This is a genomic window from Kitasatospora sp. YST-16, from assembly GCF_026802215.1.
GTDB lineage: Bacteria > Actinomycetota > Actinomycetes > Streptomycetales > Streptomycetaceae > Kitasatospora > Kitasatospora cineracea.
Map to the genome: position 1 here is coordinate 6,914,163 of NZ_CP113837.1, position 25,355 is coordinate 6,939,517.

At 75.1% G+C, this 25,355-nt stretch carries 27 protein-coding genes and 1 pseudogene; 15 read left to right on the forward strand and 13 right to left on the reverse strand.

Annotated features, from left to right (window positions below; translation table 11 throughout):
* Positions 1-46 precede the first annotated feature (46 nt).
* Together OU787_RS31060 and OU787_RS31065 are read right to left on the reverse strand one after the other, a co-directional pair.
* Entirely contained in the window at positions 47-1,096 is a 1,050-nt protein-coding gene (locus tag OU787_RS31060; RefSeq protein WP_030461540.1) for a cation diffusion facilitator family transporter, read from the reverse strand.
* A gap of 197 nt (positions 1,097-1,293) precedes the next feature.
* Entirely contained in the window at positions 1,294-2,049 is a 756-nt protein-coding gene (locus OU787_RS31065) for a gamma-glutamyl-gamma-aminobutyrate hydrolase family protein (RefSeq protein ID WP_030461541.1), read from the reverse strand.
* Between the two features lie 273 nt (positions 2,050-2,322).
* Between OU787_RS31065 and OU787_RS31070 the strand changes: the two genes are divergently transcribed.
* The gene (locus OU787_RS31070) at positions 2,323-3,501 is read left to right on the forward strand and encodes a DUF2510 domain-containing protein (RefSeq protein ID WP_051817198.1); all 1,179 of its coding nucleotides are present in this window, start codon (positions 2,323-2,325) and stop codon (positions 3,499-3,501) included.
* Between the two features lie 124 nt (positions 3,502-3,625).
* Here OU787_RS31070 and OU787_RS31075 read toward each other — a convergent pair whose 3' ends face one another.
* The 4 genes from OU787_RS31075 to OU787_RS31090 all read right to left on the reverse strand — a co-directional run bounded on the left by OU787_RS31075 (position 3,626) and on the right by OU787_RS31090 (position 7,056).
* Complete coding sequence (locus tag OU787_RS31075; RefSeq protein ID WP_030461544.1) at positions 3,626-4,777, reverse strand: RNA polymerase sigma factor; 1,152 nt, start codon at positions 4,775-4,777, stop codon at positions 3,626-3,628.
* Positions 4,778-4,797: 20 nt separating this feature from the next.
* Positions 4,798-5,205 carry a YciI family protein gene (locus OU787_RS31080; RefSeq protein WP_268661354.1) on the reverse strand — a complete coding sequence of 136 codons (408 nt, stop codon included), beginning with the start codon at positions 5,203-5,205 and terminating at the stop codon, positions 4,798-4,800.
* Positions 5,206-5,375: 170 nt separating this feature from the next.
* A complete protein-coding gene (locus tag OU787_RS31085) occupies positions 5,376-5,693 on the reverse strand; it encodes a hypothetical protein (RefSeq protein ID WP_268661355.1) in 318 nt (105 codons plus the stop codon).
* A 142-nt stretch (positions 5,694-5,835) separates the two neighbouring features.
* Positions 5,836-7,056, reverse strand: a complete 1,221-nt coding sequence (locus tag OU787_RS31090; protein WP_268661356.1) for an amino acid deaminase/aldolase — start codon at positions 7,054-7,056, stop codon at positions 5,836-5,838.
* Between the two features lie 167 nt (positions 7,057-7,223).
* On the opposite strand from OU787_RS31090, the gene OU787_RS31095 reads away from it, so the two are divergent.
* Positions 7,224-7,976: an SseB family protein gene (locus tag OU787_RS31095; RefSeq protein ID WP_030461550.1), complete on the forward strand. Its 753-nt coding sequence runs from the start codon at positions 7,224-7,226 to the stop codon at positions 7,974-7,976.
* 122 nt (positions 7,977-8,098) lie between these two features.
* Complete coding sequence (locus OU787_RS31100; RefSeq protein WP_030461551.1) at positions 8,099-8,452, forward strand: beta/gamma crystallin domain-containing protein; 354 nt, start codon at positions 8,099-8,101, stop codon at positions 8,450-8,452.
* A 56-nt stretch (positions 8,453-8,508) separates the two neighbouring features.
* Here the strand turns inward: OU787_RS31100 and OU787_RS31105 are convergent, their stop codons facing one another.
* A complete protein-coding gene (locus tag OU787_RS31105) occupies positions 8,509-9,360 on the reverse strand; it encodes a helix-turn-helix transcriptional regulator (protein WP_030461552.1) in 852 nt (283 codons plus the stop codon).
* Positions 9,361-9,566: 206 nt separating this feature from the next.
* On the opposite strand from OU787_RS31105, the gene OU787_RS31110 reads away from it, so the two are divergent.
* A complete protein-coding gene (locus OU787_RS31110; protein ID WP_030461553.1) occupies positions 9,567-10,328 on the forward strand; it encodes an SDR family oxidoreductase in 762 nt (253 codons plus the stop codon).
* 129 nt (positions 10,329-10,457) lie between these two features.
* On the opposite strand, the gene OU787_RS31115 is transcribed toward OU787_RS31110, so the two are convergent.
* On the reverse strand, positions 10,458-10,709 hold the full coding sequence (locus OU787_RS31115) for a hypothetical protein (RefSeq protein WP_268661357.1): 252 nt from the start codon (positions 10,707-10,709) through the stop codon (positions 10,458-10,460).
* A gap of 14 nt (positions 10,710-10,723) precedes the next feature.
* Positions 10,724-11,206 (reverse strand): helix-turn-helix domain-containing protein, encoded by a 483-nt coding sequence (locus tag OU787_RS31120; protein WP_268661358.1) that lies wholly within the window; start codon positions 11,204-11,206, stop codon positions 10,724-10,726.
* A 100-nt stretch (positions 11,207-11,306) separates the two neighbouring features.
* On the opposite strand from OU787_RS31120, the gene OU787_RS31125 reads away from it, so the two are divergent.
* The 8 genes and pseudogenes from OU787_RS31125 to OU787_RS31155 all read left to right on the forward strand — a co-directional run bounded on the left by OU787_RS31125 (position 11,307) and on the right by OU787_RS31155 (position 18,657).
* A complete protein-coding gene (locus OU787_RS31125; RefSeq protein WP_051817200.1) occupies positions 11,307-11,687 on the forward strand; it encodes a DUF2231 domain-containing protein in 381 nt (126 codons plus the stop codon).
* A 1-nt stretch (position 11,688) separates the two neighbouring features.
* Positions 11,689-12,339, forward strand: a complete 651-nt coding sequence (gene folE / locus OU787_RS31130; protein WP_081967053.1) for a GTP cyclohydrolase I FolE — start codon at positions 11,689-11,691, stop codon at positions 12,337-12,339.
* 485 nt (positions 12,340-12,824) lie between these two features.
* On the forward strand, positions 12,825-14,642 hold the full coding sequence (locus OU787_RS31135; protein ID WP_268661359.1) for a LodA/GoxA family CTQ-dependent oxidase: 1,818 nt from the start codon (positions 12,825-12,827) through the stop codon (positions 14,640-14,642).
* 2 nt (positions 14,643-14,644) lie between these two features.
* Positions 14,645-14,827: a hypothetical protein gene (locus OU787_RS31140; protein ID WP_268661360.1), complete on the forward strand. Its 183-nt coding sequence runs from the start codon at positions 14,645-14,647 to the stop codon at positions 14,825-14,827.
* 58 nt (positions 14,828-14,885) lie between these two features.
* Positions 14,886-15,959, forward strand: coding sequence for a tryptophan 7-halogenase (locus OU787_RS31145; protein ID WP_268661361.1), 1,074 nt, complete (start codon positions 14,886-14,888; stop codon positions 15,957-15,959).
* A gap of 707 nt (positions 15,960-16,666) precedes the next feature.
* Positions 16,667-16,903 (forward strand): annotated as a pseudogene (locus tag OU787_RS34930) (glutamate-cysteine ligase family protein); the annotation flags it as partial.
* A 97-nt stretch (positions 16,904-17,000) separates the two neighbouring features.
* The gene (locus OU787_RS31150) at positions 17,001-17,849 is read left to right on the forward strand and encodes a glutamate-cysteine ligase family protein (RefSeq protein ID WP_442788589.1); all 849 of its coding nucleotides are present in this window, start codon (positions 17,001-17,003) and stop codon (positions 17,847-17,849) included.
* 100 nt (positions 17,850-17,949) lie between these two features.
* Positions 17,950-18,657 (forward strand): GNAT family N-acetyltransferase, encoded by a 708-nt coding sequence (locus OU787_RS31155; RefSeq protein ID WP_268661362.1) that lies wholly within the window; start codon positions 17,950-17,952, stop codon positions 18,655-18,657.
* Between the two features lie 81 nt (positions 18,658-18,738).
* Here the strand turns inward: OU787_RS31155 and OU787_RS31160 are convergent, their stop codons facing one another.
* Together OU787_RS31160 and OU787_RS31165 are read right to left on the reverse strand one after the other, a co-directional pair.
* Positions 18,739-18,930 carry a DUF5999 family protein gene (locus OU787_RS31160; RefSeq protein WP_030461562.1) on the reverse strand — a complete coding sequence of 64 codons (192 nt, stop codon included), beginning with the start codon at positions 18,928-18,930 and terminating at the stop codon, positions 18,739-18,741.
* Positions 18,931-19,217: 287 nt separating this feature from the next.
* A complete protein-coding gene (locus OU787_RS31165; RefSeq protein ID WP_268661363.1) occupies positions 19,218-19,904 on the reverse strand; it encodes a hypothetical protein in 687 nt (228 codons plus the stop codon).
* A 365-nt stretch (positions 19,905-20,269) separates the two neighbouring features.
* Between OU787_RS31165 and OU787_RS31170 the strand changes: the two genes are divergently transcribed.
* From OU787_RS31170 to OU787_RS31180, 3 genes are all read left to right on the forward strand, one after another.
* Positions 20,270-21,769: a hypothetical protein gene (locus OU787_RS31170; RefSeq protein ID WP_030461564.1), complete on the forward strand. Its 1,500-nt coding sequence runs from the start codon at positions 20,270-20,272 to the stop codon at positions 21,767-21,769.
* A 350-nt stretch (positions 21,770-22,119) separates the two neighbouring features.
* Positions 22,120-22,908, forward strand: coding sequence for a CPBP family intramembrane glutamic endopeptidase (locus OU787_RS31175; protein WP_268661364.1), 789 nt, complete (start codon positions 22,120-22,122; stop codon positions 22,906-22,908).
* Between the two features lie 103 nt (positions 22,909-23,011).
* The gene (locus tag OU787_RS31180) at positions 23,012-23,281 is read left to right on the forward strand and encodes a hypothetical protein (protein WP_268661365.1); all 270 of its coding nucleotides are present in this window, start codon (positions 23,012-23,014) and stop codon (positions 23,279-23,281) included.
* 12 nt (positions 23,282-23,293) lie between these two features.
* On the opposite strand, the gene OU787_RS31185 is transcribed toward OU787_RS31180, so the two are convergent.
* Together OU787_RS31185 and OU787_RS31190 are read right to left on the reverse strand one after the other, a co-directional pair.
* Positions 23,294-23,812, reverse strand: a complete 519-nt coding sequence (locus OU787_RS31185) for an HAD domain-containing protein (RefSeq protein WP_030461567.1) — start codon at positions 23,810-23,812, stop codon at positions 23,294-23,296.
* Between the two features lie 78 nt (positions 23,813-23,890).
* A complete protein-coding gene (locus OU787_RS31190; RefSeq protein WP_030461568.1) occupies positions 23,891-25,153 on the reverse strand; it encodes an MFS transporter in 1,263 nt (420 codons plus the stop codon).
* Between the last annotated feature and the right edge of the window lie 202 nt (positions 25,154-25,355).

Sequence of the window (25,355 nt, forward strand, 5' to 3'; positions counted from 1 at the left end):
CCCCGATCATGCCGCATCCCGCCGACAGCCCCGGGGCGGTGCGCCGTCAGTGCGGGTGCGGGCCCGAGCGGTGCACCGGTCCGTGGGTGTCCCCGCAGTGGTCGCGGCCCTGCTCCCCGGCCGAGGCCGCGGCGGCCGCGCTGTTCGGGGAGATCTGCAGCAGCCCGTCCGGGCCGTCCTCGCCGACGTGGTCGACCTGGAGGGTGGCGTGGGTGATCCGGTACTCCTCGCGCAGCCGGCGCTGCAGCTCGTGCTGCACCGCGTGGCAGTCGCCGCCCGGGGTGACCAGGACGTGCGCCGACAGCGCGGGCTGGTTGGAGGTGATCTCCCAGATGTGCAAGTCGTGGATCTCCTCCACCTGCGGGACGGCCACCAGCCGGTCCGCCACCGCGTCCGGGTCGATGCCGGCCGGCGCGGCCTCCAGGAAGATCCGCGCGGAGTCCCGGACCAGCCCGATCCCGGCCCGCAGCATCAGCGCCACCACCACCAGCGAGGCGATCGCGTCGGCCCGGACGAAGCCGGTGAACAGCACCACCGCGCCCGCCACCGCCGTCGCCACGAACGCGTACAGGTCGGTCAGCACGTGCTGGAACGCGCCCTCCACGTTCAGCGAGGACCGGTTCGCCTTCGACAGGCACCAGGTCGCCGCGACGTTCACCACCACGCCCACCAGCGCCGTCACCAGCACCAGCGAGCCCTGCACCGCGGGCGGCGAGACCAGCCGGGTCACCGCCTCGTAGCCCAGCCAGGCCGACAGCACCAGCAGCGTCACCCCGTTCGCCTGCGCGGAGAGGATCTCGGCCCGCTTCAACCCGTACGTGTAGCCGCCGCGCGCCGGACGCGCCGCCAGCCGCATCGCCACCAGGGCCAGCGCGATCGACGCGGCGTCGGTCAGCATGTGCGCCGCGTCCGAGATCAGCGCCAGCGAGCGGGCCGCGAAACCGACCACCACCTCGCCCGCCATGAACACCACCAGCAGGACCAGGGCGCTCCACAGCCACTTGCGGTCCGCGTCCGCCGAGACCGCGTGGCTGTGCCCGCCGTGCCCGCCGTGCCCGCCGTGTTCGTGCTCGTGGTCGTGGTCCTGCCCGGCCATCGGGATCCCTCCGTTCTGGTGTCCGCACCGGAAGTGAACCCCAGATCGGAGGAAGATCCAAAGGCTGCAGTGGTGACCGTTGTCGTTCTCCCGCGCGCCCCGCATCGGCGCAGCCCGCACCGCACCCCGGCGGGAACCAGCCCAACGGGGGACACCGCACTGGGCCGACCGGACGCGGGGCCCCGGCGGGCGGGGCCTCAGCGCACGGGAGCGACCGGGACGACCGGGGCGGCCGGGGCGGTGAGCGGGGCCAGCCGGGTCGCGTGCACCAGGGCGCGGGCCACCCGCAGGTCCTCGCCCTGCTCGGGGTGCCACTGGACGCCGACGGTGAAGCCCGCGCCCTCGACCGCCTCGACGGTGCCGTCCTCGGCGTACGCGCTGACGGTCAGGCCCTCGCCGAGGCGGGCCACCGCCTGGTGGTGGAAGGTCGGGACGGAGACCGACTCCTCCGGCAGCAGGTCCGCGAGCAGCGTGCCGGGGACCGGGCGGACCGCGTGCCGCCCGTACTCGCCGGGCTCGCCGAGGTGGCTGAGCTCCTCGCCGACCACGTCCGGCAGGTGCTGGAACAGCGAGCCGCCGCAGACCACGTTCAGCAGCTGCATGCCCCGGCAGATGCCCAGCAGCGGGGTGCCGGCGGCGAGCGCGGCGCGGATCAGCGCGGCCTCCCACAGGTCGCGCTCGGGGGCGCAGGCCACCGTCGCCGGGTGGGGGCGCTCGCCGTACAGGGCCGGGTCGACGTCCTCGCCGCCCGCGATCACCAGGCCGTCCAGCCGGGCCACCACGGCCGCGGCGTGCTCCGGGGCGTCCGGCGGCAGCATCAGGGCGATCCCGCCGGCCTCGCGCACCAGCTCGGGGTAGCGCGCGGGGAGCAGGACGGAGCGCATGCTGTCCCACCGCCCCCAGCCGGCGTCGATGAGGAAGGTGCTGATGCCGATCACGGGGCGAGAAGTCATGGCGCGCATTCTGCCGCCCGTGCGCGCCCCCTGCCGCGCGACCCACCACCCGCACGCGCCCCATCAGGCGCGTGGAGCACAGCACACGCCCCCCACTGGAGCCGGGACGGCACAAGGGGCCGTCTCGGGACCGCCCCGGGAGCGGTCCGGGAACGGCCCGGCGGGGCCCGGCGGGGGCGAGCGGGCGATTCTCACCGGAATCTCATCGCCGGACACCCGTTTGCGGCCCCGCGCTGATTTCCCGCTTATCCGCAGCCCCCTAGGGTCTCTACCGTGAGCGAGCAGCAGATTCCGGCCGGGTGGTACCCGGACCCAGTCGACACCGACAGCGACCCCCGCCCCCAGCGCTGGTGGGACGGCAAGGGTTGGACCGCCGAGACCCGCCCGGCCCCCGCAGCGCAGCCGGAGCCCGCGGACGCCGCACCGGCCCCGGGCCCCGCCGCGGGCACGGGCGCTCCCGGCCCCGAGGACACCGCCGTCCTGGAGGGCACCGTGCTGGACGCCTCCGGGCAGACCGTGCACTACCCGCCGCTGCCCCCGTACGCCGGGCAGTTCGCGGCCGAGCCGGCCCCCCGCAAGTCGTCCAAGCCGTCCAAGCCGGTACTGGTGGCCGCCTCGGTCGCCGCCGTGCTCGGCCTCGCGGTCGGCTCCGGCGTCACCTACCTGGCGATGGACGGCCACCGGGACGGCACCAAGTCCGCCGCCCCGAGCTCGGACGGGCGCCACTACGGCGGCAACGGCTTCGGCGGCGGCCAGGGCGGCGGCAGCCGGAACGGCAACGGCAACGGGAACGGGAACGGGAACGGCAGCGAGAACGGCAACCCCAGCAACCCGTTCGACTTCGGCGGCGGCAGCGGGAACGGCAAGGGCGGCACCGGAGGCAGCGGCGGTGGACTGGGCGGCGGTCCGGGCGGGAACGGCGGCGGCAGCGGGACGAACGCCAAGACCGCGATCGACATGGTCAACGGCATCTCGCTGCCGATCCCGAGCGGCTGGACCGGCGGCACCACCCAGGACGGCTACGCCGGCATCTACACCGGCAGCTACACCTGCGTCGACGGCGCGGACAACTGCTCGCTGGGCGGGGTCACCACCGGCAAGATCAGCGGCACCGACGCCAAGCAGGCCGCGCAGGACGACATCGCCGCCGCCGCGAAGGACTCCTACGGCGACCTGAAGGGCCACAAGGAGCTGAAGAACGAGGCGGTCACGGTGGCCGGCCGCTCCGGCTACCTGGTGCGCTGGCAGGTCGACGCGGCGAAGGGCAACCCGGGCTACGTGGAGACGGTGGTCTTCCCGACCGCCGACGGCAAGGCGCTGACCGCCGTCCACTTCGGCTTCGACATCGCCGACAAGGCCCCCGGCCCGGACCAGATGGACAGCATCCTGAAGAGCATCACCAAGGTCGACGCCGGCTCCTTCGCGGGCGGCTCGGGCGGCACCACCACCTGACCGGCGGCACCACGACCTGACCGGTCCCCTGTCCGCACCACGCTGTCCGCACCACGGCCCGGCGCACCGCCCCCACCACCCGGAGGGGGCACCGCGCCGGGCCGCAGCCTTGCCGTCCGGACGCTCAACCCCCGTCGCGCAGCAGGGTGTTGAGCCGGGCGGCCTGCCGGATCAGGTGGTTCCGCTCGGCCTCCGTCCCGGCCGCCCCGGCGGCCCGGGCGTACAGCTCGGCGGCGGTCGGCAGGTCGCCGGCCCGCTCGTGCAGGTACGCGCGGGCGGCGGTGTGCCGGGGCAGCGACCCGTCCAGCGCGGCGAGCGCGGCCAGGCCCGCGCGGGGGCCGTCCGCCTCGCCGACGGCGACCGCCCGGTTCAGGCGCACCACGGGGTTGTCGGTCAGCGCGGCCAGTTCGTCGTACCACTCGACGATCTGCACCCAGTCGGTCTCGGCGGCGGTCGGCGCGTCCGCGTGCAGCGCGGCGATCGCGGCCTGGGCCTGGAACTCGCCGAGCCGGTCGCGGGCCAGCGCCGCCTGCAGGACGGCGACGCCCTCGGTGATCGCGGCGGTGTCCCAGCGGGTCCGGTCCTGCTCGGCCAGCGGCACCAGGCTGCCGTCCGGCGCAATCCGCCCGGCCCGGCGGGCGTGGTGCAGCAGCATCAGCGCCAGCAGGCCGGACACCTCCGGGTGGTCGATCCGGGCCGCCAGCTGCCTGGTCAGCCGGATCGCCTCCGCGGCCAGGTCGACGTCCCCCGAGTAGCCCTCGTTGAAGACCAGGTACAGCACCCGCAGCACCGTCGCCACGTCCCCGGGCCGGTCCAGCCGCACGCCCGAGACGGTGCGCTTGGCCCGGGAGATCCGCTGCGCCACGGTGGCCTCCGGCACCAGGTACGCGGCGGCGATCTGCCGGGTGGTGAGCCCGCCGACCGCGCGCAGCGTCAGCGCCACCGCCGAGGACGGCGTCAGCGACGGGTGCGCGCACAGGAAGTACAGCCGCAGCGAGTCGTCGCGGTCCGGCACCGGCCCTGGCCCCGGCTCCTCCTCCACCGCGTCCTCGCGGCGGCGGCGCGCGGTGTCGGCCCGGGCCGCGTCCAGGAAGCGCCGCCACGCGACGGTCACCAGCCAGCCCTTCGGGTCCCGCGGGGGCTCGTCCGGCCAGCGCCGGACGGCCTCCACCAGGGCTTCCTGGACGGCGTCCTCGGCCGCCGCGAAGTCGGCCCCGCGGCGGACCAGGACGGACAGCACCTCCGGGGTGAGGACGCGCAGCAGCGACTCGTCCACGGCCGAGGACGCCATCCCGTTCACTCCGTGACGGTCGGCGGCTCGGACATCACCGGGCGCAGCTCCAGCCACTCGCGGATCGGCTCCCCGCCCGCGCCCGGCGCCGCCGACAGCTCGGCGGCCAGCTCCAGCGCCCGCTCCCGGCCGTCCACGTCGATGATCATCCAGCCGGCGATCAGGTCCTTGGTCTCCGCGAACGGCCCGTCGGTCACCGGCGGCTTCCCCTCCCCGCCGTACTGCACCCACGTCCCCTCGGGCGCGAGCCCCTGCGCGTCCACGAACTCGCCGGTCCCCTCCAGCTTCGCCGCGAAGTCCCGCATGTACTGGATGTGCGCGGTGACCTCCTCCGGCGTCCACTTGTCCATCGGCACGAACCCCTCGGGCTCCGGCGCGCCGCGGTAGTGCTTGAGCAGCAGGTACTTCGCCATGGTTCTCACTCCTCGGTCCTCGTGCGGCCCATTGTGGCCGCCTCCACCCCTGGGACGGAGCCGCTCGCGGGTTCTCGACACGGACGCGGAGAAAAACTTCCGGAGTTTTTCCGGGCCGCCGCACGGGCCGCCGGCCGGGCCGCCTGACCGGCTCCGCCCGTGGGGAACGGTCAGGAGGGGCCGCGCTCCGCTTCCTCGGCCCGGACGTACGCCCTCGCCCGTTCCCGCGCCGAGCGGATCCAGCCCCGCGGATCCGCGTCGTGGCGCGCGCACTCCTCCAGCCACCGGCCGAGCCCGTCGGCGATCTCGTCGAGCGAGCGGAGCCACTCGCCCGCACCGGGCCTCCCGTGCCAGTGGACGCCGGGACGGTCCGGACCCCGGCAGAGGTCGAAACCGCGCAGGTACTGCAGGGCCGTCACCACCAGCGGGTCCTCGAAGTCGGCACGCGCGCCCGGGCCCTCCACCCACGGAACCGCCCACGCGTGCACCGCGCCACGGCTCACCTCACCGCCGGCCGGCGCACGCCACCGCGCAGCCACCTCCAGGCGCCCGGGCCCACCCTCCCAGCCGGAGGGCCGAGGGCGCACCCCGATTCCTCCCGTCCTCCCGGTCACTTCACCCCGGGGCCCGTCACAGGAAGGTGTGCCCCTCGCCCCGGTACGTCGGCACGGTCTCGGTGACCGTGTCGCCCTCGACCAGGTGCAACTGCTCGAAGCGCTCGCACAGTTCACCGGCCTTCGCGTGCCGGAACCACACCCGGTCGCCGATCAGCAGGTCGTCCGCGGCCGACCCCAGCAGCGGCGTCTGCACCTCGCCCGCGCCCTCCTGCGGGTCGTACCGCAGCCCGGCCGGCAGGTACGGGACGGGGGAGCGGTCCGCCCCCGCCGGGCCGGACGCCGGGTAGCCGCCGCCCAGCACCGTCACCACGCCCACCCCCGGCCGCCGCACCACCGGCTGGGCGAACAGCGCCGCCGGACGGCCCCGGAACGCGCGGTAGTTGTCGAACAGCCGGGGCACGAACAGCCCCGACCCGGCCGCCACCTCGGTCACCGCGCGCTCCGCGACCGTCGACTCCACGCTGCCCGTGCCGCCGCCGTTCACGAACTCCAACTCGGCCACCTGGCGCACCCGTTGCACCACCTCGGCACGCCGCACCGCCAGCTCCGCGCGGGCCTTCGCCTGCATCAGCCGCACCGCCGCCGACCGCAGCGGCCGCCCCGCCACCGCGTCCCCGACGCCCGCCACGTGGCCCTCGTACGCCATCAGCCCGACCACCTCGAACCCCCGGCGGCGGCCCACCAGTTCGGCGAACCGGCCGAGCTGCTCGGGCGTCCGCAGCGGCGAGCGCCGCGCCCCCACCCGGATCCGGCCGCCCAGCAGTTGCAGCGAGGTGTCCAGCTCCAGGCAGACCCGCACCGTCGCCGAACCCTCCCGGGCCGCGTCGATCAGGTCCAGTTGCGCCACGTCGTCGACCACCACGCTGACCTGGCGGGCCAGTTCCGGGTCCGCGGTCAGCCGCCCGAACGAGGCCCGGTCCGCCGAGGGGTACGCCAGCAGCACGTCGGTGAACCCGGACTCCACCAGCCACAGCGTCTCCGCCAGCGTGAAGCTCATCACCCCCGCGAAGCCGTCCATCCCGAGCACCCGCTCCAGCAGCGCCCGGCACCGCACCGACTTCGACGCCACCCGGATCGGCTTCCCGCCCGCCCGCCGCACCAGGTCCGCCGCGTTGGCGTCGAACGCGGCCAGGTCGACGACGGCCAGCGGCGTGTCCAGGTGCGCCGTCGCCCGGTCGTAACGGGCCCGGTCGGAGACGGTGCCACCGGTCGCGGCGGCTTCAACGAGTGCCATGGGCGCAGACTGCCACATCCCCCTACTGGACGGTAGATCCATCGGACCCCCAATCCCGGCCACCCCGCCCCACCCCACCCCGCACCGCTACCGCCTCGCCTCGCACCGCCTCGCACCGCACCGCGACTCCGACCGGCCCCGGGGTAAACGTGGCATACGCTCTCGGGGTGGAGCGCAAGAACATCCCCAATCCCGGGTTCGCCGAGGACGACGGCACCGCCGACCCCGCCCTCGTCGCGGCCCTCACCGCCTGGCAGCAGGACCCGGCCACCGAGCCCGACCTGCTCGCCGCCCTCACCCCGAGCCGGCTGATGGTGCCCATCGTGGCGCTGCTCGGCGAGGTCGAGGTGGGCGCCGACGGGCACAAGCACGAGAAGACCAGCGACATGGCGGTCCCCCTCGTCGAGGCCCCGGACGGCCGGCGCGCCCTGCCCGCGTTCACCTCGCTGGCCGCGATGGCCAGTTGGCGCGCGGACGCCCGCCCGGCCCCGGTGGTCGCCCCGCAGGCCGCGATGGTGGCCTTCGCCGAGCGCGCCGACACCCTGCTGATCGACCCGGCCGGCCCGGTCACCTACCAGCTCTCCGGCGCCCGGCTGCGCGCCGTCGCGGAGAACCGCCGCTACCTCCCTCCGCACCGCGACCCCGAGGTGCACCGGGCCCTGCGCGCCCTGCTCGCCGCCGAACCGGCCGTCACCGCCGCCCACCTCGCCCCGGCCGCGGACGCCGACGCCACCCTGGCCCTGGTCCTGGCCGACCCCGCCACCGACCCGGCCGCCGTCCAGGCCCTCGCCAACCGCCTCGGCCAGGCCCTCGCCACCGACCAGGCCCTGCGCCTGCGCCTCGACCAGGGCCTCCAACTCGCCTTCCTGGCCCGCCCCCTCGACCAGTCGCCGTTCTACGCTGCGAACACGAACGGGTGAAGTGGCGCAACCCTGGTTCGTGTTCGGAGTGGTGTGCCCGGACGGTCGCCGCCCCTCGGTACGTTGAGGTCTCCCAGGCCCGCTGACGGTGTGTCAGCGGGCCTCGCACCCAAGGAGACTCCGTGTTCTCGAGGACCAAGCGGGCCGCCTGCTCGGCAACGCTCGCCTTTGCCGCTGCCGCCGCCTTCACCGTCGCCGTGCCCGGCGGCAACGCCTACGCCATCGACCACATCGAGTGCAAGGGCGGCGAGAACTACCTCAAGATCTGGTCCCACCTCGACGGTCAGCAGAGCGTCGACTGCTACGCCAACGCCGGCCGCACCGACTTCGGCGGCTGGTGGATCGACCGGATCTCCACCGGCAACAACGACCTCGTCTACTACGACGTCAACGGCGACTCGGTGAAGATCGAGCGCTGGCACGACATCACCTTCCCCAACCACCCGCCCCGGGTGAAGTCCATCCAGATCCTCTGACCGCAGCACGCCGCCCGGCGGCCCGTGCCACCTCCACCCCGACCCGGCACGGGCCGTCAGCCCTCCCCCTCCCCGGCGGGCTCGGCCGCCTCGGAAGCCTCGGCCAGCTCGGCCAGCCGCCGCAGTTTCCCGTCGCTGTCGCTGCCCCGGTCGGGGTAGTAGACGACCAGGATGACGTCGTCCACGGGCAGCTTGTCGCGGTGCAGCCGCAGCTCGCCGACCACCGGGTGGTGCAGCGTGGTGGTGCCGCCGCCGAGGTCGCGGACGTCGTGGCGGGCCCACAGGGTGCGGAACCGCTGGCTGGACAGCGCGAGTTCCCCGACCAGCTCGACGAACCGGGGGTTGTCGGTGTCGTCCCCGATCGAGGTGCGCAGGGCGGCGACGAAGTCGGCGGTGGCCTTCGCCCAGTCCTGGTGGAAGGACTGCTCCGCCGGGTCGAGCAGCAGGGAGCGGAGCCGGTTCTCGCCGGGCCGCAGGCGCGGGGAGAGCGCCAGCGCCATCGGGTTGGCGGCCAGCACGTCGAACGCGCGCCCCTCGACGAACGCGGGCACCGGCAGGTGCGCGAGCAACTGGTGCACCCGGGCCGGCACCTGCTCGGGCCGCCGGCGCCGCGGTGCGCGCGGACGGGCCGCGACCAGGCCGAGCAGGTACGTCCGCTCGACGTCGTCGAGCCGCAGCACCCGGGCGAGCGCGTCGAGGACCTGCGGCGAGGGGTTCCGGTCGCGCCCCCGCTCCAGGCGCAGGTAGTAGTCGGGGCTGATCCCGGCGAGCAGCGCCACCTCCTCCCGGCGCAGGCCCGGCACCCGGCGGTTCCCGCCCGGCGGCAGCCCCGCCTGCGCGGGGGAGACCAGCTCGCGCCGGGCCCGCAGGTAGCGGCCGAGCCGGTTGCCGGATTCCTCGTCCTTCATACCGCCACCGTAGTGCGGCGCCCGCCGTCCAGCGGGGGCCCTGTCAGGACCAGGGAGGACGGGGGCCTCCCCGCGCCCGCCGGAACACGCCCAGGCTGGAGAGCGGAGCCGCCCCGGCCGAGGGGCGGCGGACACCCCGGGCGGCACCCCGCCGCCCGCGCCGCGGGCCCGCCCGGCCCCGGCGCCCCACCGAAGGGAAGACCCCCGTGGACCTCTCCAAGCGCACCGTCCTCGTCGTCGGCGGCACCTCGGGCATCGGCCGCGAACTGGCCCGCCGGTTCGCCGCCGCGGGCAGCACCGTGGCCGTCGGCGGCCGCGACCCGCAGGCGCTCGCCGACCTCGCCGGGGAGGGCTTCGACGCCTTCGCCGTCGACGTCACCGACGACGCCTCCGTCACCGCCGCCCGGGACGCCGTGCTCGCCCGCCACCCGGAACTGGACACCGTGGTGACCATGTCCGGCGTCATGCTGCTGGAGGACCTGCGCGACCCCGCGCACTTCGCGGCGGCCCGGACCACCGTCGACACCAACCTGCTCGGCACCGTCCGGGTGCTCGACGCCTTCACCCCGCACCTGGTCCGGCGGGGCGCGGGCACCCTCGTCACCGTCAGCTCGGGCATCGCCTTCCTGCCGTTCCCGCCGATGCCCAGCTACGCCGCCTCGAAGGCCGGGGTGCACGCCTACACCGAGGCGCTGCGCGCGCAGCTGGCGGGCACCGGCGTCGACGTGGTCGAGCTGGTGCCCCCGGCCGTCGCCACCGCCGGGCAGGAGCGGGTGAACCCGCACGCGCTGCCGCTCGACGGCTTCGCCACCGAGGTGATGGAGCTGCTCGCCCAGGACCCCACCCCGCACGAGATCCTGGTCGAGGGCGTCCGGATGCACCGCTGGGCCGAGCGCGACGGCACCTACGACGACCTGGTCGCCCAGCGCGCCCGTGCTCTGTCGATGCTCCCCGGCCGCCAGGGCTGACCCCCGCCCGGCGCGCCAACTCTCCTGCCCCGCCGGCACGTTGACCCTACGGTCCCCTCGGACCCGCCCGCCGCCCGCCACCATCGTCCGGATAACGGAAAACAGGATGTCCGATACCCGCGCCGCCGACTACCGGGGCCCATCCTGGCCGGGCCCCGGGCCGGTGTCGGTGAGGACCACGCAGCACTCGCCCGGCCGCGGATCGAGCACGGCCCGGACGGCGGTGGTGTCGAGGCCGGCCAGGTAGCCGTCCAGGAAGGCCCGGTTGAGTCCGCACACCAGGTCGGTGGCCTTGGCGGCGAGCGGGTGGAAGGGGCAGTTGTGCAGCCGGACCTCGGTCGGGCCCTCGCGGACCGGCTCGTAGCCGTACGCGTCGAGCATCCGCTCACAGAGCGTCAGGCCCCGTTCGGCGCCCAGGCGTCCGGGCCGGCTGCGCTCGCGCTCCTGCTCGCCCAGCCGCCGGCCGCGGTCCGCGGCCGCGACGGTCGCCGCGTCGGCGGCGCTGCGCCCCCGCCCTCGCCCAGCACGCCCGCCAGCAGCAGGTCGGCGAGGAGTTCGTGGCGGCGTTCGGGGATAGTGACCGCGATCTGCGCGTCCGTGGGCTCGTAGACCTTCGGCTGGCGGCCCACCCGGCGCTGGGCGCCGGGGGCGCCGTAGCGGGCGCGCAGCAGGCCCGCGGCGACCAGCTTGTCGAGGTGGAAGGCGGCCAGCTTGCGGGAGATGCCGACGCTGGCCGCGGCCTCGTCCCGGGTGACCGGGTGCCCGGCGCGCCGGATGAAGGCGAACATCCGGCGGCGGGACTCCTCGCCGAGCACGCTCACCGACTCGATCCCGTCGATCGGTTCGGGCTGCTGGGGGGACGTGTCCTGGTCCGTCACGCTCCCACGATAACTCCCGCACGACCGGGTGAGGGTCCTGCGCTTGACGGGTGGCCGGAATAACGACAAGACTTGTTGGCGAAAAGGGAGGCGGTGCGCCATGAGCAGCAGCGCGCAACGGTGGCGCCAGGAGGCGAAGCAGCCGGTCAGTGCGGCCCTGACCGGGCCGTACGGGCACCCGTTCCACCCGATCCTGGTCACCGTGCCGATCGGCGCCTGGGCGGGGAGCCTGGTCCTCGACATCGCCCCCCACGCCGTGGGCGATCCCGGGTTCCTGGCCCGCAGGTCGATGTGGCTGATCGCCGTCGGAGCGGTCGGCGACCTCGCCACCGGCGCGACCCCGGCCGCGACTCCCGCCCCGGCCGGTGGCGTCCCGGCGGAGCGCCGCTTCCCCGTCGCCGTCGTCCTCGGCCACGGACTGCTCGCCGTCGTCACCGTCGTCCTGGTCCTACTGTCCGCGCTCAGCATCGGAGGCAGCTGACATGTCCCCCTGGAGCACTCCCGCCACCGAGCCGGTCCCCGGCGACGGCGCGACCCCGTTCCCGCCCCTGCACGTGGTGCGCGACACCAGCGGCAGGGACCTGGCCGCCGCCGAGCGGGCCGCCGCGCAGTTCCTCGAAGCCCTGGGCGTGTCCACCGACTCCGAGAGCCTGCGCGGCACCCCCGGCCGGATGGCCCGCGCCTACGCCGAACTGTTCACCCCGCGCCCGTTCGACCTCACCACGTTCCCCAACGACGAGGGCTACGACGAACTCGTGCTCGCCCGCGCCATCCCGCTGCGCTCGGTCTGCGAGCACCACCTGCTCCCCTTCGTCGGCACCGCCCACGTCGGCTACCTGCCCGGCGCGCGCATCCTGGGCCTGTCCAAACTCGCCCGCATAGTCGAGCACTTCGCCTGCCGCCCGCAGGTGCAGGAGCGCCTGACCAAGCAGATCGCCGACTGGCTCCAGGACAACCTGGACCCCAAGGGCGTCGGCGTGGTCATCAACGCGGAGCACACCTGCATGACCCTGCGCGGCGTCCAGGCCACCGGCACCCGCACCCTCACCTCCACCCTGCTCGGCATCCTGCGCACCGACCCCCGCACCCGCGCCGAGTTCCTCGCCTGCACCGGCGTCACGACCAACACCTGACGCCCCGGGCGCCCGGCCCCGCCCCTCGTCCGGACACGTCGGGCGTCGGCGAGCGCCGGGCGAACGGGGTGCCGGGGTCGGAGAGGTAGCCGCCCTTGAGCGCGCCGAAGCGCTATTAGCCGCGCCGAAGCGCTGGCAGCCGCGCGGCGGCGGACTCTGGCCCCGGCTGCCGCAACTGGCCTCCCCACGGGGAGGACCGGCGCTTTTCGCGGGGGAGTGCGGCCCGGGCGCGCCCTGGCGGTGCCGGAGGTGGCCGCGCGCCGGTGCGCCGCCCATCGGGATGACATTGCGTAGTCGGTGGCGGGTGGCGGGGGGTGTCGCCTGATAGCCGTAGGGGTGGTCGCGGCAGGGTGTCGCCCAGCTGATCGTTTACGCACGGCCTTTCCGGGGGCGAGGAGAGCGCGCCACGACGGGCCGGCCCGTCGGCGACCCGCGGATTCCCTCCCGCCCATCCACCGCCCGTCCACGAGAGGACAGCGCAACCGATGACAGCCGAGATCGCCTACGCGAAGATCCACCCCGCGATCGGGGTGGCCCGCGTGGGCAACAGCACCGCCGCGGACGGCTGGTTCCACGGCCCCGAGACGCCCGCGCCCGAGCCGGCGCCGGTCGGCTTCTACAAGGACGCCACCGGCGCGGTCAAGCGCCAGGCCGCCCGGTTCCGGCTCTACGGCTACGACGCCCAGGGCCGGGTGGTGCGGGAGTTGAAGCCCGCCGAGGCCGGGGTGGAGGTCGAGTGGGCCGTGCACGTGGCCAACCGGAAGGCCGCCTGGTACAACTTCGACCTCGCCCTCGACATCCCCGACATGCAGGGCAAGGCGTCCCTGCGCCGCAACGGCAAGACCGGCGACGCGGACCGCTCGCACCTGGTCATCGACCCCGGCCGCAAGACCCTCGTCCCCGGCGGCGAGCAGGAGGTGGAGTTCACCGGCGGCACCTGCTTCGGCGTCCCCGTCCCGCTGGGCCGGATGCGGACCGACGAGGAGGGCCGGCTGGTCGTCCTCGGCGGCAGCGGCACCTCCGCCTCGCCCGGCGGCGAGCCGCTGGTGTCCTTCGGCAACAACGACGGCTGGTACGACGACACCTCCGACGGCCCCGTCACCGCGACCCTGAAGCTGGACGGCAGGGACGTCGAGGTCAAGGGCGCCTGGGTGGTGGTCGGCCCGCCCAACTTCGCCCCGGACGTGAAGACCCCGCGCACCCTGTGGGACCTGCTGCACGACGTCTTCCGGCCCGAGCGGCCGGTCGGGGCGGGCGAGGAGGTGGTGTTCGAGCGGGACATCAAGCCGATCCTGCACCGCTTCTGCGAACTCCAGTGGGTCAACAAGGGCTACGCCACCCACCACGGCTTCGGCGGCCCCGAGGACTTCATGGCCCCCGCCCTGCTGGAGCGGCTGGCCAGTAAGGCCGAACGCAACCGCGAGCTGCGCCGCCAGGTGTTCACCGCGATGCGCGACTACGAGCGCGACGGCGGCCGCTCCCCGCTGCCCTGGCCGTGGTTCTACGGCGACGGCATGGCCGGCAAGCCCAAGTCGCAGCTGCAGTACATGACGCTCTCCGACACCCAGATCGCGCAGCTGGAGAAGTGGGCGAACGGGGAGTTCAGCACCGCCGCCGTGCCCGGTTTCCCGAGCCGGATCGAGGACGCGCCGATCGCCGAGCAGCCCGGCCTGCTGGACCGCGCCGCCCTGGACTTCTGCCTGGCCGACGCCTTCCACCCCGGCTGCGAGGTCACCTGGCCGATCCGGCACACCGGCCTGTACCAGGAGCCGTTCCGGATCCTGCACCGCGCCGAGGACGACCCCGAGCCCGACTACGGCCCGCAGTTGAGCGCCGAGCAGGCCCTGGGCGCCGACGGCCCGCTGCACGCCCAGCCGCCCGGCGGGCTGACCCGCTGGATGGCGATCCCCTGGCAGACCGACACCGCCAGCTGCCGCTCCGGCTACGAGTCCAACGCCCTCCCCAAGGGCCGCTACGACCCGCACCTGCCGACCTTCTGGCCCGCCCGGGTGCCCAACCACGTCCTCACCGAGGAGGACTTCCGGATCGTCAACCAGGAAGGAGGGAGGGCAGTTCGGAGGACGAGCGGCTGGACGCGTTCGCCCGCCGGGCCTCCTGGCTGCGCGGCCTGCGCGGCGAGTACAAGGAGCAGCTCGCCCAGGCGGCCAAGGAGTGGTACCACTTCGGCATCGTGGAGACCCGCCGCTACACGGTCGGCGACGGGAAGTTCCCCGCCACCGTCCAGGTCGAGTCCGTCCCCGGCTTCCCGCTGGAGGGCGTCTCGCCGGACCGCAACCTGGTGACCGTGCACGTCCCGGAGGCCACCGCACTCGACAGCGCCGCCTACAGCGGCGTGCTCGGGGGCGTCGCCGAACGGACCGGCTACAGCGCCGAGGAGATCACGGTCGGCTACATCGACAAGCTCGACCCGTTCGGCGAGGAGTCGGCCAACGGCGGCGGCGCCCGCCCCGCGGACGGCGGCGCGTGAGCCCGGCCGCACCCGCCGCGCCCCGCGTCCCCGCGCCTCCCGCGTCCCGCTCTTCGACGTGGTCGTGGCGGGCGGCGGCCCGGCGGGTGCGGCCGCCGCCCTCGCCCTGGCCCGGGCGGGCCGGACGGTGCTGCTGGCCGACGCCGGACGCGGCCCGGCCCCGGTCGGCGAGGCACTGCCCGCCGCCGCCCGGGTGCTGCTGCGCGACCTGGGCGCGGACGGCGTCCTGACGCACGGCCACCTGCCGTGCCTGGCCAACCGCTCCGCGTGGGGCGGCCCGGCCCTCGGCTCGACGGACAGCATCCTCGACCCGCACGGCCACGGCTGGCACCTCGACCGCCCGCTGTTCGACCGCCGACTGCGCGACCGGGCCCGGGCGCAGGGCGTCACGCTCGCCACCGGGACGGCGGCCCGCCCGCTGGAGCGCACCGCCGACGGCGGGTGGACGGTCGCCCTGGGCGGCCGGGAGCCGGTCCGCTGCCGGTGGATCGTGGACGCCACCGGCCGCCGGGCCGCCGTCGCCACCGCCTGCGGGGCGCGCCGGCTGGTGAGCGACCGGCTGCTCGCCGTCCACCTCACCCTCGGCCCCACCGCGCACCCCGCCGACACCACCACCACGGTCGAGGCGGCCCCCGACGGCTGGTGGTACACCGCACCGCTGCCCGCCGGCCGCCGCCTGCTCGCCCGGTACACCGACGCCGACCTGCCCGCCGCCCACCGGACCGCCCTGCCGGCCGGCCTCGCGGCCACCCGGCACATCGGCCCCCTCGCGGCCGCCCACCCGTGGCCCCCGGCCGCCGCGCCCCGGCGCGCGCCCGCCCACACCGCCCGCCTCGACACCGTCCACGGCGACGGCTGGACCGCCGCCGGGGACGCCGCCCTCGCCTTCGACCCGCTGTCCTCGCAGGGCATCCTCACCGCCCTGTTCACCGGCCTGAGCGCGGGCACGGCCGTGCACGCCCACCTGGCCGGCGACCCCGGCGCCCTGCCCGGCTACGCGCGCACCGTCGACCAGGTCCGCGCCACCTACCTGCGCAACCACCGCACCCACTACGCCGCCGAACAGCGCTGGCCCGACCGGCCGTTCTGGCAGCGCCGCCACACCCCCGCCCCCCAGGAGGCCCGCGCATGAGCACCGCACCCCTCGCCGACACCGTCAGCACCGACGCCGCCGACCGGCACGGCCACCGCCTCCTGCTGATCGGCAAGAAGACCGTCTCCAGCTCCCACCTCGGCCTGTCATACGTCCCGCCCCCCGGGGCTTCCAGTCCGCGGACCTGGCACCAGCCGCGACGCTCACCGTCCCCTCGCTCAAGGACCCGCACGGCGCCGCCCCGAAGAGCCCGCCGACCCCCGGCACCCGCTGCGAGGGGAAGACCGGCGACCGCCCGGTCCCCTTCGCCGCCGGCCGCCAGGGCCGGTGGAACAACACCTCCCTCAACAAGAAGGCCTGACCCGCGCCACCACCGGGACCCCGCGCAGCCGCACCGCTCCGCGAAACCCCGCACCGCCCCCCCACCGCCGATCCCCCCGATGCTCCACCGAAGGGCCGCCACCCATGTCCGACACCGGCTTCGCCTTCCCCGCGGACCTGCTGCGGCCGGTGGCCGGCCCGGGCGGCCGGGTCGCCGTGATCGGCGCGGGCACCGCCGGGCCGGTGCGGGCCCGGTGAGCCGGCCGCAGCCGCTCGGCCGCGCCGACCTGCTCGCCCCGCTGACCCCCGCGCCGGACGCCTCGGAACGGGTCGGCGTGGAGGTCGAGTGCGCCCTGCTCGACCCGGTCACCGGCATCGGGGCCCGCTACTCGGGCCCGCGCGGCGTGCGGGCCGTGCGGGCCGCGGTGCTGGAGCGCTGGGGCGGCGAACCCGAGTACGACACCCGGCAGTTGACCGGCGTCCGGCTGCCCGGCGGCGGCAGCGTCACCCTGGAGCACGGCGGCCGGATCGAGTACTCCTCGATGCCCGCGCCCGGCGTCGGCGGCGCCGTGGACGAGGTGCGGGCGGCACTGGAGCGCCTCGCCGACCTGGCGGCCGGCTTCGGCCCGGCCCTCGTCCCGGGCGGCAACCTGCCGTTCGGCCGGCTCGCCGACGTCGAACGGGTGCCGATGACCCGCGGCGCGGCCATGCGCCGCTACTTCGCCGGCCTCGGACCGGCGGGGGAGCGGGGCGCCGCAGATGATGGCGCTCTCGCTGTCCACCCGGGCCACCCTCGACTTCCTCGGCCCCGAGGACCTCACCCGCAAGCTGCGGATGCAGACCGCCGTCGCCCCCGCGGTCTCCGCGCTGCTCGTCAACTCCCCGCTGCTGGAAGGCCGTCCGTGCGGCCTGCTGTCCCACCGTGGCTGGGCCTGGCTGCGGACGGACCCGCTCCGCACCGGCCTGCTGCCGCCCGCCCTGCGCGCCGACGTGAGCGCCGGGGACCTCGTCGACTGGGCGCTCGGCATCCCGCTGATCCACTACCGCACCGCCGACGGCCGCTACCACCGCGCCCCCGGCGGCACCTTCGCCGACCTGCTCCGCGACGGCCTGCCCGACGGCACCGGGCCCACCGCCGCGCACTGGTCCGCCCACCTCTCCCAGCTGTGGACCGACACCCGGGTGCGCCGCACCCTGGAACCGCGCGGCGCCGACGGCCCGCCCGCCCCGCACCTCGCCGCGCTGCCCGCGCTGTGGACCGGCCTCACCTACCACCCCGAATCCTGCCGCGCCGCCTGGGAGTCGACCCGGCACCACACCGCCGAGGAGCACCGCGCCGCCCGCACCGAACTGCCCGCCCGCGGTCCGGACACCCGCCTCGGCGACACCCCCGTCCGGGCCCTGGCCGCCGAGCTGCTCCGCCTCGCCCGGGCCGGCCTGGAGGCCCGGGTCGCCGCCGGCCTGGAACCCCCGCACGTCCCCGCCCACCTCGACCCGCTCGACGAGATCGCCGCCACCGGCCGGACCTCCGCCCACCAGTGCCTGACCCGCTGGCACGGCGACCTGCGCGCCGATCCGGCCCGCTACGTCGCCGCCCACCGGATCTGACCCCGCCACCGCCACTGCGGAAACCCCCGTGACCTGCCCGCATCCGACCAGGTAAGCTCCGAACTCCGTCAGCGTCCCTTACCTGCCCTGGAGCGTGCCCGTGCCCGACGAAGCGACCGTCCCCGAACTCGTCCGGGCCTGGATCGGCGGCTGGACGGTCTCCCGCGGCGCCGCCGACCCCGCCCCCGAACCCTGGGGCTGGAGCATCGACGTCGGCCAGCCGCGCCACGTGTGGCGGCACGTGCTGCCCGCCCCCGCCGAGGCCGACGTCCGCAAGCTCACCGAGGGCACCACCGTCCCCTGGACGTGGCTCAAACTGTTCGCCGAGGAGGAGCGCGTCCTGCCCTGGGTCGGCCCCGGCTGGCACCAGGACGTCCCCGGGTACCTGATGACCCTCCCGCTGCGCCCCGAGCACCCCGCCGTCCCGGCCGGCTACCGGATCACCACCTGGCACCGCGGCGGCACCGTCCGCGCCCTGGTCCGCACCGCCGACGGCGCCTTCGCCGCCCGCGGCCAGCTCGGCCTGGCCCCCGCCGTCCCGCTCGGCGGCCGCACCGACGCCCCGCTGGTCGCCGTCCCCGACCAGATCGAGACCGCCCCCGAGCACCGCCGCCGCGGCCTCGGCTCGCTCCTGATGCGCACCCTGCAGCACGAGGCGCACGCGGCCGGCGCGCGCACCGCCCTGCTGGTCGGTACCACCGAGGGCCGCGCCCTCTACACCAGCCTCGGCTGGACGCTGCGCTCCCCGATGGCCAGCCTCTGGTACGACCCCGCCACCCCCACCGGCCGCCCGCCCGGCGGCTCCTGACCCGCCGCCTCCGCCCGGACGCGCCGGTGCCCGCCGGGAGGGCGCAACTCCGGGCGGGCACCAGAAGAGCGGAGCGGAGGATCAGGCAGCGATCAGCAGGCTCCGGCGCGGGGCGATCACCCGGCCGTCCGGCAGCAGCTCACCGGTGTCGTCGAACAGCAGCACCCCGTTGCACAGCAGGCTCCAGCCCTGCTCGGGGTGGCGGGCGACCGGGACGGCCGCCTCACGGTCCGCCGAGTCGGAGGACGGACACTCGGTTCGGTGCTGGCACATCCTTGTACCTCGCTTCGCTGAAAATTTGCACCGGATCAGGTGTGAAACGGCGTCAGCCGGGTAGGACGATGGGTCCTCCACCCAACCGACACCAGTGTCCGACTCCACGGGCGCTCGCGCAGCCATTTGGTGACATGCGCCACAGAAGAACGCGCGAGATCACCCGAGCGGGCGGGATTCGCCCCGATCCACGCACAGACGGGCCATGCCGGGCTGATCCGATCGGATCAGCCCGGCATGGCCCGTCCGGGTGGTACGGGTCGGTTCCGGGCGGACGGCGGCGGACGTCAGCCGATCAGCGCGGTCGGCCGCGCCACCGGCGAGCGCTCCAGCCGGGCCAGCAACTCGGCGGCGGGCAGCGCCTGGTGCGCCGCCACCCCGAGCGGCGAGGGCGCCAGTGGGATCAGCAGGTCCTCCCCGGGCTGGCCGCCGTGCAGCCACAGCGCCGAGGCGTAGTGCTCGGGCAGCGGCAGCAGCCGGGGCTCGTACCGGACGGGCGTGCCGTGGGTCAGCTGCCAGGCCTGGCGCAGCGCCCGCACGGTGGAGTCGAGGAACGGGCCGGCGCTCAGGTGGGAGAAGACCGGGCCGTCCGGCCCGTTGACCACCTCGGCGGAGGCCACCACCCCGTCCAGTCCGTCCTCGGTGAACTCGCCGACGGCCAGCGGCCCGTACTCCGGCCCGCCGTCGGCACTCCGGCTGCCGCCGGTGCAGCCGTCGTGCCCGCAGGGCGAGGGCGCGGCGTCCTCGGCGCCGCCCCCACCCAGCAGGAAGCGCCAGCCCGTGCAGTCGGCCCCGGCCAGCCGGGGTGCGGGCCCGCGCAGGGCGTGGACGGGTAGCGCGAGCAACGGGCGCGGACGCCCGGCGCCGCGCCGCAGGACGGCGGCCGAGGGCGGCGACAGCGCCGCCTCGGGGGCGAGGGCGGACAGCGCGGCGCGCAGTGCGCCGGCCGGGGGCTGGGACAGGTGCAAGGTCATGGCTGAGTCGCCTCTCCGTGCGAGATCGGCGGGCGATGCGGCATACCGGCATGGCGCCGACGTGAGGGAGGTCTGGCCGTGTCCGGTTGTGCATGAGCGCCGAGTGGGTGGGCGGGTCGTCGACGAGTTCCCTCGACATCGTGGGCGTCTCGGACGGCCTGGACCGGGCCTGAGCGGCGTGCGAATTCATTCGAACAGGTGCGCAGGGTGACCTTCATATCACGTTCCGTTGTCCAGCACAACTCGAGTCCGACCTGATCCACCGTCAGAAAGCCTGTCTCGTCCGGGTGTTCGCATCGCGGGCTATCGATCTTCGACCTGGGCATGATGCTCAGGCACTGTCGACCGAGGGGGGGAAGGCACCCGTGGGCGAGAAGGTCGTGGCGACCCGGGCGGAACTGGCCGACCGGCAGCTGTACCGCCGCAAGCTCCAGTCCTGCCAGGACGTGCTGGGGCGGATGCTCAGGGAGGAACGGTTCGACCGCCCGAAAGCGATGATGGGCCTGGAGATCGAACTCAACCTGGCCGACGAGCGCGGACTCCCGGTGCTCGGCAACGAACAGGTCCTGGACGCGATCTCCTCCGCCGACTTCCAGACCGAGCTCGGCCGGTTCAACATCGAGGTCAACATCGCCCCGCGCCGGCTCGGCGGCCACGTCTTCGAGGACCTCCGCGAGGAACTCGACACCGGCCTGCGCTACGCCGACCGCCGGGCCGCCGCCGCGGGCGCCCGGATCGTGATGGTCGGCATCCTGCCGACCCTCGGCCTCGAACACGCCGGGCTGGACGCGATGAGCCGCAACAACCGCTACACCCTGCTCAGCGACCAGATCCTGGCCGCCCGCGGCGAGGACATCGCCCTCGACATCGACGGCGTGGAACGCCTCGCCGTCGACTCGGTGTCGATGGTCGCCGAAGCCGCCGCCACCTCGCTGCAACTGCACCTCCAGGTCACCCCCGCCCGGTTCGCCTCGGTCTGGAACGCGGCCCAGTCGATCTGCGGCGCCCAGCTCGCGCTCGGCGCGAACTCCCCGTTCCTGTTCGGCCGCGAACTGTGGCGCGAGACCCGCCCGGTCCTCTTCCAGCAGGCCTGCGACACCCGCTCGGCCGAGCTCAAGGCCCAGGGCGTGCGCCCCATCACCTGGTTCGGGGAGCGCTGGGTCGACTCCGCGCTCGACCTGTTCGCCGAGAACCTGCGCTACTTCCCGGCCCTGCTCCCGATCTGCGACGACGAGGACCCGGTCAAGGTGCTGGCCTCCGGCGGCGTCCCCCGGCTCGGCGAGATGCGCCTGCACAACGGCACCGTCTACCGCTGGAACCGCCCCGTGTACGACGTCGCCGACGGCGTCGCCCACCTGCGGGTGGAGAACCGCTGCCTGCCCGCCGGCCCCACCGTCGTCGACACCCTCGCCAACGCCGCCTTCTACTACGGCCTGGTCCGGGTGCTCGCCGAACAGCCCCGCCCGATCTGGACCAGGCTCCCCTTCGAGCGGGCCGACCAGAACTTCCAGAACGGCGCCCGCCACGGCATCGACGCCGTCCAGTGGTGGCCCCGCAGCGGCCGCGGCGCCCGCGGCCTGGTCGAACTCCCGGCCACCGACCTGGTCCTGAACGAACTGCTCCCGCTCGCCCACCAGGGCCTGGACGAGTGGGGCATCGAACCCCGCGACCGCGACCGCTACCTCGGCATCATCGAACAACGCTGCCTCCGCCGCACCAACGGCGCCGCCTGGCAGGCCGCCACCGTCCACCGCCTGCGCGAACACCACAACCTCGACCCCAACGAGGCCATCGCCGCCATGACCCGCCGCTACATCGACTGCATGCGCACCGGCGAACCCGTCCACACCTGGCCCCTCGACTGACCCCCAGCCCTCCCCCCCCCACTTGCGGCGTTTCACGGGAGCCTCGTCTTCCGGCCTCCTCCCCGTTTCTCCTCTTCCTGTCCTTTCTCCTCTCCGGCCCTCGCGCCGCGGGCTGCCCGGTCTTCTCCCTCCCCCCGCTTGCGGCGTTTCACGGGAGCCTCGTCTTCCGGCCTCCTCCGCGTTCCTCCTCTTCCTGCCCTTTCTTCTCTCCGGCCCTCGCGCCGCGGGCTGCCCGGTCCTCTCCCTCCCCCCACTTGCGGCGTTTCACGGGAGCCTCATCTTCCTGTGAAAGGATGATCGGCCCGGGGCAGCAGCATGCCCCGGGCCGATCGTCCGCCCCCGGGAGACCCGTGACCACCGCCTCGGCCGAGCCCGCCACCACGCCCCAGACCCCCTCGCGTCGGCTGCTCGCCGCCGAACTGCTGATCGTCCTCGGCCTCTCCCTCGGCGCCAGCGGCATCAGCTCACTGATCAGCTTCGTCGGCTCGCTCACCGAACCCGCCGCGCTCGGCACCCAGGTCGCCACCCTCAACGCCTCCCGCGCGCCCGGCCGCCCCTGGCTCGACCTCGCCTGGCAGCTCTACTACGTCGCCCGCGGCCTGATGCCCGTCGTCCTGGTCGGCTACCTGCTGGTCCGCGAGGGCGCCGCGCTGCGCGTCCTCGGCTTCGACCTGCGCCACAAGCTCTCCGACCTCGGCCGCGGCGCCGTGGTCGCCGCCTGCATCGGCGGCTCCGGCCTCGCCCTCTACCTCGGCGCCCAGGCGGCCGGCTTCAACCTCACCGTCGCCCCCTCCGGCCTGCCCGACGTCTGGTGGCGGATCCCGGTCCTGGTCGCCTCCGCCTGGCAGAACGCCATCCTGGAGGAGGTCGTGGTGGTCGGCTACCTGCTGCGCCGCCTGCACCAACTCGGCTGGAGCTGGCCCGCGACGATCGTCGCCAGCTCGGTACTGCGCGGCTCGTACCACCTCTACCAGGGCGTCGGCGGCCTGGTCGGCAACATGGTGATGGGCGTGGTCTTCTGCCTGCTCTACCGCCGCTGGCAGCGGGTCGGCCCGCTGGTCGCCGCGCACGCCCTGATCGACACCACCGCCTTCGTCGGCTACGCCCTGCTGGCCGGCCACGTCAGCTGGCTGCCCTGACCCACCCCCGCCGCGCCGCGCCGCCTACGACCTGACACCCCGTCACCGCCCGGCGGTAGGGTGTCCCGGACGAGGACGGCTACGCGGAACGGGGGAGCGGCGGATGGACGGGGAACCGGCCAGCAGCAGCGAACGGGTGCGCCGGATCTCGGACGCCCTGCACAAGCTCACCGGCCGCCCGCCGGTCGTCGACCGCACCCGCACCGGGGCCACCCGGCTCTCCGTCCGGGTGGTCGAGCAGCCCGACCGCACCCAGACCCTGGCGGTGCTGCGCGTCCTCGGCCTCGGCGACCGCTTCGGCCACAGCGACAACGCCCGCTGGCCGCACGTCTGGGTCGAGATCGCCGACCGCCCCGACCCGCCCCGGAACTGACCGCGCCGCTCCTCAGCAGGCCCACGGGTTCGGCCAGGCCCGCGACGGGGGCCGCCGCAGCAACCGGTCCACGTGCTCGCGCTGCAGCCCCTGCGCCGGGTCGACCGGCAGCAGCAGCCGGTCCGCCCGCAGCACGCTGCGCCGCACCAGCCGCGGCGGGATGCAGTCGTCCACCCAGGCGAACGGGCGGCCCTGAGCGTGCCGCAGGATCGGTGCCCACTTGGCGGCCGAGAACAGCTCCATCAGCGGCACCCGCGGGTCGCCCGGCTGCGGCACGTACCCGCTGAACACCACCACCGGCAGCTCGGGCAGCCCGAGCAGCGGCGCGATGTGCTCGTTGGCCCGCTCCTCCCAGGTCGTGGCCCACACCAGCTCGTAGTGGTCGGCCAGTTCGCGCAGCCAGTCGCCGTGGCGCGGTGACAGCAGGACGGAGTAGCCGAGCAGGGTGTGGGTGTCGAAGTCGCCGTCGGGGTGCGGGAACACCGGGTTCAGCACCCCGTCGACGTCGAGGTACAGCAGTGGCTTGCCCATCCGGGCCTCCCAGGGTCGCGGCCGGTTACCTGATCGGACGAGCCGGGACCCCGGGAGGTTGCAAGCTGTCAGCGACTGTCACCCGGAAGTGACGGGTTCCGGTTCGGGCGCCCCGCTGGCCGCCGCGGGAACCGCACGCTCCAACCGCCGCACCTCCGGCACCAGCAGCACCAGCCCGGCCAGCACCGCACAGATCAGCGCGCACCCCCACAGCGCCCCCGACAGCCCGAACGCCGACGCCGCCGGACCGGCCAGCGCGGTGCCCAGCGGCAGCAGCGCGAACGAGCCGAACGAGTCGTACGCCGACATCCGCGACAGCAGCTCCTCCGGGATCTCCTGCTGGAGCGTCACCATCCAGCCCACCACGAACACCGTCGTCCCCACGCCCGCCAGGAACATCGCCAGCGCCACCGGCACCAGCGGCAGGCCCAGCGCCAGCGCCAGCGGCGGCAGCCCGAACAGGCACACCCCGCCGTTGCCCACCAGCAGCAGCCGGCGCGGCTGCCAGCGCGTCATCAACGGGCCCGCCGCGACCATGCCGACGCTCAGCGCGGCCATCGCCGCACCCCACGCCCCGGCACCGCCCATCCGGTCCTCGGCGACCACCGGCCCGTACACCGCCTCCACCGCGAGCACGCAGGCGTTCATCATCCCGAACTGCACCACGATCGCCCACAGCCACCGCCGGGCCCGGAACTCCCGCCAGCCGACCCGCAGTTCGTGCACCAGCCCCGGCCCGCCGGCCTCCCGCGCGACGGCCACCTGCTCCAGCCCGACCCGCAGCGCCGCCGCCACGGCGAAACACGCCGCGTCCACCGCCAGCACCCACCCGGGCCCGATCACCGCGACCAGCACCCCGCCGAGCGCGGCGCCCGCGATCGACGCGCCGTTCATCGCCATCTTGAACACCGAGAACGCCTTCGCCGCGTGCTCGACCGGCACCGCCTGCAGGATCACCCCCTCCGCGGCCGGCGCGTAGAACGCCTGCCCGGCCCCACCCGCCGCCGACAGCACCATCAACGCCCACAGACTCGGCTGCCCCAGCAGCACCAACGCCGCCAGCACCGCCTGCGAGACGGCGTTGAACACGTTCGCCCCGACCATCACCCAGTGCCGAGGCAACCGGTCCGCCACCGCCCCGCCCACCAGCAACAGCACCACCAACGGCACCGTCCGAGCCGCCGTCACGTACCCCACCTCGGCACTGCCCCACCCGGCCCCCGAGTGCAACACCGCGAACGCCGTGGCAATCGGCGCAGCCGCATTGCCCAGCCCACTCACCACCGTCGCCGCAGTCTGAATACGGTAATTACGCCCAGCCCAGGCCGAATCAAGGAACATCACCGCCCGACCATGACCCCACCCCACCCCCACTGTCCAGCACTTTTCCCCCGCCGTAGGCTGCCACGCCACCAGGCGGTTCCCTCTCCCTCCTCGCCGGAGGCGGCTCCCACCCCCTACCCCCCGCCGGAGGCGCCCCTCTCACCCCAGGTGCCCCCACAGAAAGCTGACCGTGCGCCGCCAGGCGATCTCCCCCTTCCCC

What these genes read in the sequence shown, in the direction of transcription:
- OU787_RS31060 (WP_030461540.1), bottom strand. Translation starts at nt 1,096, where the DNA reads ATGGCCGGGCAGGACCACGACCACGAGCACGAACACGGCGGGCACGGC.
- OU787_RS31065 (WP_030461541.1), bottom strand. Translation starts at nt 2,049, where the DNA reads ATGACTTCTCGCCCCGTGATCGGCATCAGCACCTTCCTCATCGACGCC.
- OU787_RS31080 (WP_268661354.1), bottom strand. Translation starts at nt 5,205, where the DNA reads ATGGCGAAGTACCTGCTGCTCAAGCACTACCGCGGCGCGCCGGAGCCC.
- OU787_RS31090 (WP_268661356.1), bottom strand. Translation starts at nt 7,056, where the DNA reads ATGGCACTCGTTGAAGCCGCCGCGACCGGTGGCACCGTCTCCGACCGG.
- OU787_RS31105 (WP_030461552.1), bottom strand. Translation starts at nt 9,360, where the DNA reads ATGAAGGACGAGGAATCCGGCAACCGGCTCGGCCGCTACCTGCGGGCC.
- OU787_RS31115 (WP_268661357.1), bottom strand. Translation starts at nt 10,709, where the DNA reads ATGCTCGACGCGTACGGCTACGAGCCGGTCCGCGAGGGCCCGACCGAG.
- OU787_RS31125 (WP_051817200.1), top strand. Translation starts at nt 11,307, where the DNA reads ATGAGCAGCAGCGCGCAACGGTGGCGCCAGGAGGCGAAGCAGCCGGTC.
- folE (WP_081967053.1), top strand. Translation starts at nt 11,689, where the DNA reads ATGTCCCCCTGGAGCACTCCCGCCACCGAGCCGGTCCCCGGCGACGGC.
- OU787_RS31135 (WP_268661359.1), top strand. Translation starts at nt 12,825, where the DNA reads ATGACAGCCGAGATCGCCTACGCGAAGATCCACCCCGCGATCGGGGTG.
- OU787_RS31150 (WP_442788589.1), top strand. Translation starts at nt 17,001, where the DNA reads ATGATGGCGCTCTCGCTGTCCACCCGGGCCACCCTCGACTTCCTCGGC.
- OU787_RS31160 (WP_030461562.1), bottom strand. Translation starts at nt 18,930, where the DNA reads ATGTGCCAGCACCGAACCGAGTGTCCGTCCTCCGACTCGGCGGACCGT.
- OU787_RS31165 (WP_268661363.1), bottom strand. Translation starts at nt 19,904, where the DNA reads ATGACCTTGCACCTGTCCCAGCCCCCGGCCGGCGCACTGCGCGCCGCG.
- OU787_RS31180 (WP_268661365.1), top strand. Translation starts at nt 23,012, where the DNA reads ATGGACGGGGAACCGGCCAGCAGCAGCGAACGGGTGCGCCGGATCTCG.
- OU787_RS31185 (WP_030461567.1), bottom strand. Translation starts at nt 23,812, where the DNA reads ATGGGCAAGCCACTGCTGTACCTCGACGTCGACGGGGTGCTGAACCCG.
- OU787_RS31190 (WP_030461568.1), bottom strand. Translation starts at nt 25,153, where the DNA reads ATGTTCCTTGATTCGGCCTGGGCTGGGCGTAATTACCGTATTCAGACT.